At 55.5% G+C, this 12014-nt stretch carries 12 protein-coding genes and 1 tRNA gene; 5 read left to right on the forward strand and 8 right to left on the reverse strand.

Annotated features, from left to right (window positions below):
• Positions 1–173 precede the first annotated feature (173 nt).
• The 4 genes from SH528x_RS26125 to SH528x_RS26140 form a co-directional block, all read right to left on the reverse strand.
• A complete protein-coding gene (locus SH528x_RS26125) occupies positions 174–581 on the reverse strand; it encodes a hypothetical protein (protein WP_442506384.1) in 408 nt (135 codons plus the stop codon).
• Between the two features lie 48 nt (positions 582–629).
• Positions 630–703, reverse strand: a tRNA-Val gene (locus SH528x_RS26130).
• A 50-nt stretch (positions 704–753) separates the two neighbouring features.
• The gene (rpsU, locus tag SH528x_RS26135; protein WP_081614312.1) at positions 754–948 is read right to left on the reverse strand and encodes a 30S ribosomal protein S21; all 195 of its coding nucleotides are present in this window, start codon (positions 946–948) and stop codon (positions 754–756) included.
• A gap of 411 nt (positions 949–1359) precedes the next feature.
• On the reverse strand, positions 1360–1536 hold the full coding sequence (locus SH528x_RS26140) for a hypothetical protein (protein ID WP_442506385.1): 177 nt from the start codon (positions 1534–1536) through the stop codon (positions 1360–1362).
• An 83-nt stretch (positions 1537–1619) separates the two neighbouring features.
• Between SH528x_RS26140 and SH528x_RS26145 the strand changes: the two genes are divergently transcribed.
• A complete protein-coding gene (locus SH528x_RS26145) occupies positions 1620–1799 on the forward strand; it encodes a hypothetical protein (RefSeq protein WP_442506386.1) in 180 nt (59 codons plus the stop codon).
• Here SH528x_RS26145 and SH528x_RS26150 read toward each other — a convergent pair.
• On the reverse strand, positions 1784–2764 hold the full coding sequence (locus SH528x_RS26150; RefSeq protein WP_442506387.1) for a putative 2-dehydropantoate 2-reductase: 981 nt from the start codon (positions 2762–2764) through the stop codon (positions 1784–1786). The two genes, SH528x_RS26145 and SH528x_RS26150, sit on opposite strands and share 16 nt — an antisense overlap.
• A 405-nt stretch (positions 2765–3169) precedes the next feature.
• Here SH528x_RS26150 and SH528x_RS26155 point away from each other — a divergent pair, with 405 nt between their 5' ends.
• From SH528x_RS26155 to SH528x_RS26170, 4 genes are all read left to right on the forward strand, one after another.
• Positions 3170–4309 carry an NPCBM/NEW2 domain-containing protein gene (locus tag SH528x_RS26155; RefSeq protein ID WP_442506388.1) on the forward strand — a complete coding sequence of 380 codons (1140 nt, stop codon included), beginning with the start codon at positions 3170–3172 and terminating at the stop codon, positions 4307–4309.
• 91 nt (positions 4310–4400) lie between these two features.
• Positions 4401–6278, forward strand: coding sequence for a S1C family serine protease (locus SH528x_RS26160; protein ID WP_442506389.1), 1878 nt, complete (start codon positions 4401–4403; stop codon positions 6276–6278).
• The gene (locus tag SH528x_RS26165; protein ID WP_442506390.1) at positions 6275–7291 is read left to right on the forward strand and encodes a S1C family serine protease; all 1017 of its coding nucleotides are present in this window, start codon (positions 6275–6277) and stop codon (positions 7289–7291) included. The genes SH528x_RS26160 and SH528x_RS26165 overlap by 4 nt, the downstream gene beginning before the upstream one ends.
• Positions 7292–7447: 156 nt before the next feature.
• Positions 7448–9472: a PDZ domain-containing protein gene (locus SH528x_RS26170; protein WP_442506391.1), complete on the forward strand. Its 2025-nt coding sequence runs from the start codon at positions 7448–7450 to the stop codon at positions 9470–9472.
• On the opposite strand, the gene SH528x_RS26175 is transcribed toward SH528x_RS26170, so the two are convergent.
• The 3 genes from SH528x_RS26175 to SH528x_RS26185 all read right to left on the reverse strand — a co-directional run bounded on the left by SH528x_RS26175 (position 9469) and on the right by SH528x_RS26185 (position 11986).
• Entirely contained in the window at positions 9469–10401 is a 933-nt protein-coding gene (locus tag SH528x_RS26175) for a sugar phosphate isomerase/epimerase family protein (protein WP_442506392.1), read from the reverse strand. The genes SH528x_RS26170 and SH528x_RS26175 overlap by 4 nt on opposite strands.
• Positions 10402–10507: 106 nt before the next feature.
• The gene (locus SH528x_RS26180; RefSeq protein WP_442506393.1) at positions 10508–11290 is read right to left on the reverse strand and encodes a TIGR00282 family metallophosphoesterase; all 783 of its coding nucleotides are present in this window, start codon (positions 11288–11290) and stop codon (positions 10508–10510) included.
• Positions 11291–11491: 201 nt separating this feature from the next.
• Positions 11492–11986, reverse strand: coding sequence for a low molecular weight protein-tyrosine-phosphatase (locus tag SH528x_RS26185; RefSeq protein WP_442506394.1), 495 nt, complete (start codon positions 11984–11986; stop codon positions 11492–11494).
• Between the last annotated feature and the right edge of the window lie 28 nt (positions 11987–12014).

Below are 12014 nucleotides of genomic sequence, written 5' to 3' on the forward strand. Positions count from 1 at the left end.
CAGGGTAAACGACTCCTCATTGTTCATGTGTAGCTTGCAGGCTCCCTTAAACGAAGGTCGCGACTCCACGACGGTTTGTCGATTTAATGAGCCGTTTAGGCGATAGCCTCGGTTTCTCCGCCACAGAACCGGGGCTATCGCCCAAACGGCTAAAACAAGAATGCTGTTTTCGGTCAAATCGACAAGCCGATAACCCGCTCCGCAATGGGACCAGCGGCGATGACGTCGTCGATTCGCCACTTGGGAATGTCAGACTTGATCGTGGGGCCATCGTCTTTTCCAACCTTGGCAAATGTGTCTACCCATCCGGCATCCATCCAAAGTTGGTATTCATCCGTGTCGAGGCCGTGATTCAAGTCGCCCAATAGAAGCATCGTCTTGCCCGCATCAAGATCCGGTTGCATCGATTCGATCATCGCTCGGATTTCATTCAGACGATTCGTCGGATCGGCAGTCGAAGCAGAAAAAGCGGCATCACTGCCGAGAATCGGCGGACCACTTTGCGGACCAGTTGAGCAGAATCGGCGATGTGCCGGCGAATTGACGGCAGCCGGGGGGCAACCTGGGAGCTGAATAGACACGAAAAAAGCCGCGTTAAGCGGCTCGTGCGTTCCCCTTAGGGAAAAAAATGGGCGTTGAGGGACTCGAACCCCCGACCCTCTCGGTGTAAACGAGATGCTCTAGCCAACTGAGCTAAACGCCCTTACTTTTGACAAACCGAGGACGGATTGGCTTTCCGTCCTGTTAGATAGACTATCGGCTTAGCAAACGGGTTCGGCGGGAGCGGCGCTCGGCTCGCAGGCGATTGCGACGATTCGTTTCACTTGGCTTTTCGTAGTACTCGCGGCGACGCATCTCTTTCTTGATGCCACTTCGCTCAACCAACTTGCGGAATCGACGTACTGCCTCCTGAATGGTTTCCCGGTCTCGAACCACTAACTTTACCATTTTGTCTCCGATTTCATCGCTATCTTTCTAACTCCCCATTTGGCCGAGGAAATGTCAAATACGAAATGTGTGTGTGTTTCACGCTAGCCATTGCCAGCCTCACTAGCCTTTGCCAGCGAAGTGCGGAAGTTTACCCGCCTCTTTACCCAGATGGCAATGCCCATCAAGCCAAAAAAATCAGCTTTTTCATGCCAAATGTTCGGAATAGGGCTGCCAGCGTATTCGGCGAGGCAATTTTGGCATTCTGGGACGCGTCCCGCTGAGGCGTGGCCCGAAGTCTTAATCTATCGGCAAACGACGCGGCTTTGAATCGGTGAATCGGTAGTTCTCGGGAAAATTAGTCAGGGAGCTGGGAGCTGGGAGAGTGGGAGTCTGGGAGTCTGGGAGTCTGGGAGTTGGGCCTTGCATTCGCTACAGATTGCCTGAGCGGAATCGAGGCGGCGGTACGGGTTCGCTGATCGTTTCCTGCGGAATAAACGACAAACCTTGCCACGCTTTACCGACGGGAGTAATCGGCACGCGGTTAGCGAACGCGGCGGCGACTGGTCGATGCTTCGCACTGTCACGGCAAACGCAATTCGTCTTCATCACGCCCAATAGCGTGAGAATGGCTCCGCGTTTGATTGTGCACTCTGCTTCGCATTCATCCTACGTACCAGTGTGCTTTCGCTATGTCACCGACTCCTACATCCAGCGTCGATACGATGGAACCCGGCCAATTGCTTAACGAACTCGAGCGTCGCCAGGACGAAGTACTGATGGAACTCGATGCCCTGGACGCCAAACTGAGTGCGGTTTTACGCGGTCTGGGCGTTACACTTGACGACGAGATCGATCAAGAATTGGTTTGATCGATGTACCGCAGCTGCTGGTATAGCGTTTCGACGCGGCTCATTTCGTAGCCTGATTCTTTGGCAGCTCGCAGCGGGTTGCCCAAGATCGCTTCGGCTTCCATCGCTCGTTTGTTGAGGAAGTCCAGCCGCATGCTGCTGTCGTACGGCACCATCTTTCGCGTGTTTTCAAGCGTTTTTTCGATAACCGCTTCTGGAATCTCGACTCCGCACGCCGCAGCCCCGGCACGTACTTCTCGGACAACCGATTCGGCCAACGCACACGCGTTTGGATCGTCCATGATTTGTTTCGTCGACGCGTTCAGAATCACGGACAGGCTGTTGAAGGGAATATTCCACATCAGTTTTCGCCAACGCACCAAGGCGAGATTGTCCGAGTATTCGGTCGGAACGCCGGCCGAGTTCAAGTCTTCGCAAATCTGATTGCCAATCAATACCGCCTTCGCATCGTCCTCCGACGCGGTGGAACCGGCCCCGATTGAGGTAGAACAGGAATGTGAATTGGGGCGATATTGCCCAAACACAATCTTGCCAAAGTCGATGTGCCGGATATGGCCCGGCCCGACCTTGTTGCTGCACAGAAAGCAGCAGCCGCCAAAAACCCGTTGTTCCCCGACGATTGCCGCCGAGGCGGCTTCGACGTTTAGCCCATTCTGTAGCACCAACACGACGCCACCACCGCGAGTCGGAGCGGGCAGCAGTTCAGCGAGCAGATGGTTTTGCGTCGTTTTCAAGCCAATCAGGCTGACGTCACACGGCGGCATCGTTTCGGGCGTCGAATGCGTGTGAAGATCGCGGAGGTGCATGTCCCCCCAAATGCTGTCGACCTTTAGCCCGTGCTCGCGGACATGATCAAAGTCGCTGTGCAGCAAAAAGTGGACTTCGAATCCCTGCCGTGCCAACATGGCTCCATAGAGTCCGCCGAGGGCACCAGCACCGATGATTGCGTAGCGTTGCTTGTTCATGACGCTACATTAGCGAACCCGACGGATAATTGGCAATTGCTAAGCCGAATTAGTCGCCTCGCTCGCGGGGGCCGCCCCACTCCTCAAATCGTCAAACAGAAAGATCCGCCGCAAACGAAATCCGGTTACTCCACTCCCAACCGGCAACGCTGTGAAGCATTTCGTAGCGGAACTCGCGCGAGAGTTTCGGGGGGGCATACACCATGGAACGAAAGTCTTGACGACTTCCGCTACGCTAAATTAGCACAAACCCTATTAGGAAAAATACTTCACAGCGTTACCCAACGGGGATCCGCTGCGAGCGATAAAAAGCACGCGAGGCCCGATCGTGGCAGACAATAGGCATGTCTTGCGCTAGAATAGGGCGGTCCGGGGCATGTTCCATTCTCACTACGAGTCGCATTGATGCTGACAAAGACACTGTTGTTATTACTGTTGAGCGTGATTCCGGTCCGCGTTTCGACGACCGATGGCAAATCGGTTCAAGGCGATTACCAAGGCATTGGCTCCGGTCAGCTGCGAATCGGTGTCGATGGCGAGACACAGACGTATGGGTTTGATGCACTCTCGTCGCTATCGCTGGTGGAAGAACCCGACGCCACGGGACCGACGATGCGGGTGATATTGGCCGCGGGATCGGAAGTGGCTGCTCAAGATTTGTCATTGGCTGATGAAACGTTAACGATCGAACCGCGACGCCAAAGCCGACTCGAAGTTCCCGTAAAACAAGTCCGCGCGATTCGATTTCGCGCGGCCACCGCGGCGGTGAATCCAGCTTGGTTGGCAAAGCTCGAAGACGAGCGTCGAGGCGACACGATCGCAATCCGGCGTGAAGGCGACACGCTCGATTTTATCGAAGGCGTCATCACCTCGATCTCTGCGGACACCGTGGGATTGGAACTCGATGGCGACGTGATCCAAGCGCCGATCGCAAAACTCGAAGGCGTCGTCTTTGGCGGGACCAAAGTGTCGTCCAATCCCGGCGACATTCAAATCGTGGATTGGTACGGATCTCGCTGGTCGGCTGCGGAGATGTTGCCGAGTGAGGCCGACGCACCGCTGCGTCTAAAATTGGCAGGCGGCATCACTCATACGCTACCACTTGAACACGTCGAATCGATCCGCTGGACTGGCGGACTCTCTTTGTTGGCCACCGTAAAACCCGCTGCTTCGTCGCACACCGAATACGTGCAATCAAAACTCGATCGCGAGATGCAGAAAGCTTGGTTCGACCCGAAACCCGCCGATGGCCAGGACTTGGTCATGTACGGTCGCTCGACAGTGGAATATCGCATCGACGATGGTTTTAAAACGTTTGCGGCCGGGGTGCGACGCGACAAGTCGGTGCGAAAAGCGACCGAGACCACGGTGCGAGTGCTTGTCGATGACAAAATGGTCTGGGAGGAATCGATCGACAACAACCGACCTCTCGGATTCGAGCTGCCCGTAGCAGAAGGTCGCCGATTGAAGATCGAAGTGGATCCGGACTCACAAGGAGATCTGGGCAACACGATTCGAATTCTGCGTCCCCGGTTATTACGATAAGTAACATCGTGATGCGTGTATCGGAGCAGCGGAAGCGAGAGTGATACAAATTGTGAAACTGGGAGAGGATTCGATCGTGAGCAAGGCTGGGATGACAAAACACTCTGCGACCCCGAAACAACATCGGATGATGCTCGTTGCACTGACGCTGATCGGCATTGCCGCGACGTTCACCGCGGGATCCACATCAGCGGCCGAAGGTCCGTTGACTCTTTCGCCGCTGTTGGCCGAAGCCGAACAAGATCGGATCGAGGCGATCGAGCGAGCGATGCCATCGACGGTCTGCGTGTTCGTCCCAGGCGGAGGCGGCGGAGGAAGCGGCGTGTTGATTTCGCCCGAGGGCTACGCGCTGACCAACTTTCACGTCTCCAGTCCTGCCGGAAACTACATGCGTTGTGGGCTTAGTGACGGCAACATCTATGATGCGGTGATCGTTGGCATCGACCCCGTGGGGGACCTGGCGTTGATCCGTTTGCTCGGCCGCGACGATTTCCCTTACGCGACACTCGCCGACAGCCAAAAAGCCAATGCAGGTGATTGGTGCATGGTGATCGGCAATCCGTTCCTATTAGCCTCAAATCTTCAGCCCACCGTGACGTGGGGCATCCTGAGCGGTGTAAATCGGTACCAATACCCTTCCGGTACACTGCTCGAATACGCCGATTGTTTGCAAACCGATGCGTCGATCAACCCGGGAAACTCAGGCGGACCGCTGTATGATGCCGAAGGGCGCTTGCTAGGCATCGTGGGGCGGGCTTCGTTTGAAAAACGAGGGCGAGTCAATGTGGGTGTGGGCTACGCGATCAGCATCAACCAAGCCAAGAATTTCCTCGGCTATTTGCACAGTGGCCGGATCGTTGATCACGCGACGCTAGGTGCAACGGTTGCAACCGATGCAGACGGAGGCGTACGAGTTTCCAACATTTTGGAATCCAGTGATGCGTACCGACGAGGCCTGCGATACTCGGCCGAGATCATCGAAATTGATGGCCGCGTGGTACAGACCGCCAACGACGTCCAAAACGTGATTGCGACGCTACCGAGCGGATGGCGAGTCAAATTGGTCTATCGCTACGAAGGCAACACGGTCGAGACATTGGTGCGATTGATGAGCGTGCATGGGCAAGATGAATTGCTCGAGAAAATGGCCGGCGCGATGCCACCACCGCCGCCACGCGAAACGCCCAAAAAGGATAAAGACAAAGAGAAGCAAGAAGAGGACGACGGGGCTGATGCTGGCCCGGAAACCTCCGAGGGTGATGTCCCCGCCGCTGTTTTGGCGGTCTACGAAGAACGACGTGGTTTTGCAAATTATTTCGCCAACCAGCAAAAACAGACCGAATTCATTGACGCGTTAAGAAAACAGCTCCCCAAGGGAGACGCGGCTCATACGGTCACGTGGTCGATCCAGGGCAAAACGTCCAAGGACGAGAAAGTGTTCATTTACATTTCGGACGACCGGTTATCGATGGTCGTTGGCGACACACCGATCGAACCCGTGACGAAATCGGACCTTTACGAAAGCGTCGAGGCAAGATCGTTTGCCGGGGCGATTCCAGCATTGGATGCATGGCGGCGGATGCTAGACAAAGGCCCCAAAAAGTTTGGCGAAACAATTTACTGGGGTACCATGCCATTGGCGGGTGAGCGACCGCTTCGCGATTGCGTGGTCGGCAGCGATGGCGAGTTCGAGATTCGCTGGCTGTCGCATCCTGAAAACAAACAAGTGGAATGCATCGAGGTCTTTGCCGATCGCGACGAGGATCCAGCAGAGCTTTGGATTCATCGCGATTCCGACGACGCGGATGCCGCTCCAGCGCGACTTGAGATTCGCTATGGAGTCGATTCGATATTCGAGATGACGATCGATTCGTGGGAAGTTCTCGAGAACGAGTCTTCCGATGACGACGACAAAGCCAAGGATGCAGGCAAGCCAGCACAACAAGATCAAGCGGAGAAACAAGGTTGATTGATTCCCAATTCGGTCGCATGACCGCGATCCTCATGCTGGTTTGGTTACCGATGTCGTCGGCGTTTGCCGAACCGTCGCTCGAAGAAGCTGCCAGCAATGCACAACAGCGTGTCGTCAAGATCTATGGCGCCGGCGGTTTGTCGGGACTCGAGGCCTATCAAAGCGGCTTCCTGGTTTCTCCGGCTGGCCACATTGCAACGGCATGGAGCTACGTGTTGGATGTCGAGCCAACCGTGATCCTGGATGACGGACGACGCTTTGAGGCCGAGATTGTCGGGTTCGAACCGTCACTCGAGTTGGCAGTGCTGAAAATCGAAGCTTCGGATCTGCCGTTCTTTGAAGTCAGCGGTGATGTGAACGCTCAGTGGGGCGACCCTGTGATCGCGGTCAGCAATTTGTTTGGCATCGCAACCGGCCGAGAACCCGCCAGTGTGATGCAGGGAAGTGTTGCTGCGGTTACGACGCTCGATGCTCGACGCGGAACGTTCAAAACACCCTACCGTGGCCAAGTCCTGATCTTGGATCTGGTCGCCAACAACCCTGGCGCGGCGGGTGGCGCCGTGGTCAACGCCGAAGGCAAGTTGGTCGGCATGTTGGGCAAAGAACTGCGTGACGCATCGACCGGGGTATGGCTCAATTACGCTTTGCCCGCATCAGCGTTTCGCAAAACCATCGGCGACATTATCGCCGGACGCATCGTTCAGCGGATGGACGACAGCGAGCCCAAGTTGCCCCGCGATCAATCGCATACGCTCGCTACACTTGGTTTACTGATGGTCCCCGATGTACTCGAGTCAACGCCGGCGTATGTGGATCATGTGGCGGCGGACAGTTGGGCCGCACGAGCTCAGGTGCGAACCGACGATCTGATTTTGCTGTTGAACGGCCGCCGTGTGGAGGGCCAGCGATCGCTCCGCAATCTGCTTCGCACAATTGATCGTCGCGATCCCGTGGAGCTGACGATTCAGCGGAATTCCGAAATTATCCCCATCACACTCCGAGCCAAGTAATTGGCGTATTCCTTTTAGCTTCCAGATCATCTTATGGCGAACGTGTTGAAAGTGCCAAGCCTTGTTAGCGGTTGGGCGCAAGCCCTCCGGTATTGCATGTTGATTTTCTGTGCGAGACCGGACGGATTGCGCCGTACCGCTAAAAAAGTGGGTGACGTGAAATTAACGCAAAAAGGCCCGCGGCTAGCGCCGTCGGCTGACAAGTCGATACCGAACTCGCTAGTTCTTTCACTGATTGTCGCGATCGTGGTTGCTGCTGGGATGCGAGCGCCGCGTGCCTCGGCGGCGGACGATCTGCAGTACCGTCAAGCGATGGCCGAAGCGGTCCGCGCGACTGCGAATCATGTTTTGCCATCGGTCGTGGTCGTTGAAGTGGTCGGCGGGACAGGCGCCGCCGAAGGTGAAGTCGAACAAGACGCACCGACCAGTGGCGTGATCGTGGATAAGGACGGGTACGTACTTGCATCGAGTATCGTCGTCCGGCGTCCCTCGGCCACGATCCTGGTTGTTTTGCCAGACGGATCGCGGCATGCTGCCGAGGTGGTATCCAAAGACGAACATCGTGACTTGGTGCTGCTGAAAATTAAAACCGATACCAAACTAAACCCGATCGCGCTGCCTGACAAAATCGAGGGTCGCACCGGGCAAACCACGGTCGCGGTCGGTCGCTACGGGATCGACGCGTCGCCGCTGGTCAGCCGCGGCGTGCTGAGCGGTAGAGAACGTCTCGATGGAATCGCGATCCAAGCCGACGCACGTGTGTCGGCGTCCTTTTACGGCGGATTGTTAGTGGATCTGTACGGCAACGCCTTGGGGATTTTGATCCCAGCGGTTGCCGAGGGTGGCGCCGAAGCGGACACCGACTGGTACGACTCGGGGATTGCGTTTGCCATTCCACTGGACGTGGTCAAAAAGAATCTTGGTCGCATGCGAGATGGCGAAAATATCAAAAAGGGATTGATTGGAATCGTCTCGAAAAGCAAAGACCCGTACGAAAACCAGACCGAACTTGCAGCGATTCGAATCCGCTCGCCCGCCGAAACTGCGGGGCTGAAGGCCGGCGACAAGGTGCGTGCCGTCGATGCACAAAAGGTCCAGCGTCATCAAGACGTGCGATTGTTGCTGGGGAAATTTGATGCCGGTGACACCATCTCGATTGAAGTTGAGCGAGATGGACAACCGCTCACATTCGATGTCACCCTGACCGATTCGATCCCGCCATTGCAACCTCAACGATTAGGGGTGATTGCCGTCGATCAAGCGGGCAAGGAAAAGCAAGCGGACAAGTCGAACGATGACGATTCAGCCAAACAGGTCGTGATCAGCGAAGTGATCTCCGGCACTGCGGCCGACGGAAAACTCGAGCCCGGTGACATCATTGAGAAGATCAGCATCGCGAAAGTCGACGACGTTGAGTCGCTTAGGCGTCAAATGATAGCCGCGGAGCCTGGCAAGGCGATTGAATTAGCGGTGCGTCGTGCAGACGAGAGCAAAACGATTTCGTTGACCCCCGATTCGATCGACAACGGCGTGATGACGGCGATTCCCAAGGCATGGAGCGAGGTCGACGCGAAATGGTCGATCAATGAATTGAAGTTACCCGATGCGGCGAATGTCGCCGCAGTACTTGCGCCGAAAGCCGACGAGTCGCTGAAGCAGTTGGGGTTGATGGTGCTGCTGATGAACCCTGGCGAAGCCGCCCCCAAGGAATTGCTGGAATCATGGCGTGAGGTCGCTGAGAAGACAGGAGTCGTCGTATGCGCGGTAGCTGCAGAGGACAGCAAACGCTGGCAGCCCAAAGAAATTGAGGTTATCGGCCGATTCGTGGCTTCGATCCAAAAGACATCGGCGATCGCCCCCCTCGCCATTGCCGTTGCCGCCCCTGGAGCAATCAGTGGAACGAAGGCCGAGGCAGCGGATTCGATGGCATTGGCGGTCGCAATGTCCGCCAGCCGCACGTTTTACGGAGTTGCGGTGTCGGCGAAAACTCGTCCTCCGGCAGTCCGACTTCGAGAAAACGATGCCGAAGCCTCGCTACAAATCCTGCTGCCGATCACAAAGCAAGAGGATCCGCCATCTTGGGCACCGACGCTAAGAAAATCCGGATATCCCGTGATCCAAGCGGGCGAGGTCGACAAAGAAACGCTGCTCCGCTGGGTACGCTTGCTACAAGCCGTTTAGATTCCTAATGCCTTTCGCAACGAATCGGCAACTTTGGGAACGTGGGTGTAGGGCGATTCTTCTTCGTACTCAAGGACCACAAATCCTTGATATCCCGCGTCTCGCAGAATCTTACCGATCCGATCAAGGTCGGCGGGACTCTTTTTCCCCGAGGGTGATTTCATCGTCGTTTTGACCTGAACGTTCACGGCGTAGGGAACACATAGTTTGAGGTCGGCATACGGGTCATCGGAAATGAAGTTGCCGGTATCGAGATTCATGCCGACCCAAGGGCTTTGAACCTGCTGCATGATTGTCAAACATTGCTGGGCCGTCAGTTGACCATGGTTTTCCACGCCCAGGAAAATACCTTTGGATGCCGCATGCTCGGCACATTGCTCAAGCGCCGCGATCGCTTCGGGCATTCGCTCGGGCTGTTCGTCGATCTGCTTTTTTGTGCCGGCGAAAAATCGGATGTGTGGTGCACCTAGGATCGCGGCGTTGTCGATCCATTTCATTGCATCCTGAATTTGTTGCTTCAGTTTAGGGCCTTTGCCAACGGTAAAATCGTTGCCAATCGCTGTGCCTGAAATCGCAACGCCTTGTTCAAAGGCCTTACGTTTCAATTCGAGGAAGTAGTCATCCGTGGGCAGCGGATCGAAAAAGTAACTCGTCAATTCGGCGGCATCAAATCCGTGCATCGTGCAGTAGTCGATGAATCCCGCCATATCCATCGCGGGCCCGTCGTCGGCCGGTTCCTGTGGCCGCTCCTTCATGAACGAAAAGTAACTTCGGAACGAGTAGGCAGCTAACGCGAGTTGAAAACGTGGGGGCCCCGAACGTGCGATCGGCTCTCGAGCAACGCTAAATTTAGAAAGTGAATGACACGCCATTGCAGTGCTGGTTCCGGCAGCCAAGGCGTTCTGAATAAATTGACGTCGCTTCATCATGGTGTTCGTACTGAGTTGAATGGAGTGGCAATAAAAATAGAGCGGTGTGAAAACGCTATTTTGACACACTTAATCACCGCGTGTTGTAGTATTTTCCCCGGCAGGGTTACTTTTCGATACGTCGTTCAAATCGTTCGATCGAGGTCGCTCGGCCATTCGCATCGGACTGGACAATCGCACCACACAGACGCACATCGTCAGTGGCGACGTGGAAATGGCACGGTTCAAAAGTGCGAGTCGTTTGCGTGACACGCTTGATGTCGCGGCCAATGATACTCGCATACGGGCCGCACATGCCCACGTCACACTGGAATGCGGTTCCACCGGGGAAAATACATGCATCCGCGGTTGGCACATGAGTATGGGTGCCAAGCACCGCGGTCACGCGCCCGTCCAAGTAGCGTCCGATCGTTTGCTTATCGCTGGTCGCTTCGGCATGAACATCCACGACGATCTGTTTTGTTTGATCGCCAATCTCCTCCAGCACCCGATCGATCGCGATAAAAGGACAATCGACGGGACGCATGAAGACACGCCCCAGCAGCGACACGATCGCCAGCGAACTGCCGCCGCCGGTTTTCACGATCGTCCAGCATTTGCCGGGTGCATCGGGAGGAAAGTTCGCCGGTTTGACAATCCGCTTACTTGTTTCGAGTGTTTTCGCGATCTCTTTCTCGCGATAGATATGGTCACCCAGTGTGATGCCGTCGATGCCTGCATCAATCAGACGACGAAACTGACGCGAGGTTAACCCCGACCCATCGGCCGCGTTTTCCGCATTGACGATCAATGCATCCAAACGTAACTCTTTGCGCAACGGTTCGGCGTGTTGCAGCACGGCGGTGTAGCCTGGTTTACCGACAACATCACCGAGAAACAGGATTCGCATCAAATTCGATTTTTGTTAGACGGGTGAGACCATTTTTAGAATTGCGAGCTCATGATACTCGCGAGGCGTCATCGACGCGACGACGTGCCGTATTGGCGATGCACATCCAACTTTCCACATCCAAACTGTGTGACCGCGAGATCGACGCCCTGCTAGAAGCGGAGGGACGCGAAGAAGGATCGAGCAGCAAAGACAACGGGATCAATCTTCGTCAAACTCACCTTCAAAGATATCCTCGCCCGCAAGCGTTTGCATGATCAATGGGCATCCTTCCTCAAGCATATCGAGCACCTCACCGAACCCTTCGTCTTCGCCATAATAGGGGTCAGGAACGTCTTTGGGCCATTCGTCGTCAAGATAGTCGCCAAACATGCGAATGTGAGACTTGGACCCTTTTCGCAAATCGTGCAGAAAGGCGTGGATCTCGGAATCCATGGCCAGAACCAAATCAAATCGCTTCGGATCGAGGTCGGCGGCCGTGACCACTCGAGCACGACTGGTCAATTCATAACCTCGAGCTTCGGCTGCCGATCGCATTCTTGGATCGGCGAGTTCACCCACATGGAAGCCTTGCGTCGCCGCCGAATCGACTTCCATATCGACACCGTATTCTTGGGCGAATCGTTTCATCACTGCTTCGCCGGCTGGCGAACGGCAGATGTTTCCCATGCATACAAATAGGATTTTTTTTGTCATTGAAGTTGCACCCTACAAAGGTGTCTCG

It is taken from the genome of Novipirellula methanifontis (assembly GCF_052161655.1).
Classification (GTDB): domain Bacteria; phylum Planctomycetota; class Planctomycetia; order Pirellulales; family Pirellulaceae; genus Novipirellula.

Coding starts and splice junctions, on each gene's coding strand:
- SH528x_RS26140 (WP_442506385.1), bottom strand. CDS start 1,536: ATGAAGACGAATTGCGTTTGCCGTGACAGTGCGAAGCATCGACCAGTC.
- SH528x_RS26185 (WP_442506394.1), bottom strand. CDS start 11,986: ATGACAAAAAAAATCCTATTTGTATGCATGGGAAACATCTGCCGTTCG.
- rpsU (WP_081614312.1), bottom strand. CDS start 948: ATGGTAAAGTTAGTGGTTCGAGACCGGGAAACCATTCAGGAGGCAGTA.
- SH528x_RS26150 (WP_442506387.1), bottom strand. CDS start 2,764: ATGAACAAGCAACGCTACGCAATCATCGGTGCTGGTGCCCTCGGCGGA.
- SH528x_RS26160 (WP_442506389.1), top strand. CDS start 4,401: ATGACAAAACACTCTGCGACCCCGAAACAACATCGGATGATGCTCGTT.
- SH528x_RS26175 (WP_442506392.1), bottom strand. CDS start 10,401: ATGATGAAGCGACGTCAATTTATTCAGAACGCCTTGGCTGCCGGAACC.
- SH528x_RS26155 (WP_442506388.1), top strand. CDS start 3,170: ATGCTGACAAAGACACTGTTGTTATTACTGTTGAGCGTGATTCCGGTC.
- SH528x_RS26145 (WP_442506386.1), top strand. CDS start 1,620: ATGTCACCGACTCCTACATCCAGCGTCGATACGATGGAACCCGGCCAA.
- SH528x_RS26180 (WP_442506393.1), bottom strand. CDS start 11,290: ATGCGAATCCTGTTTCTCGGTGATGTTGTCGGTAAACCAGGCTACACC.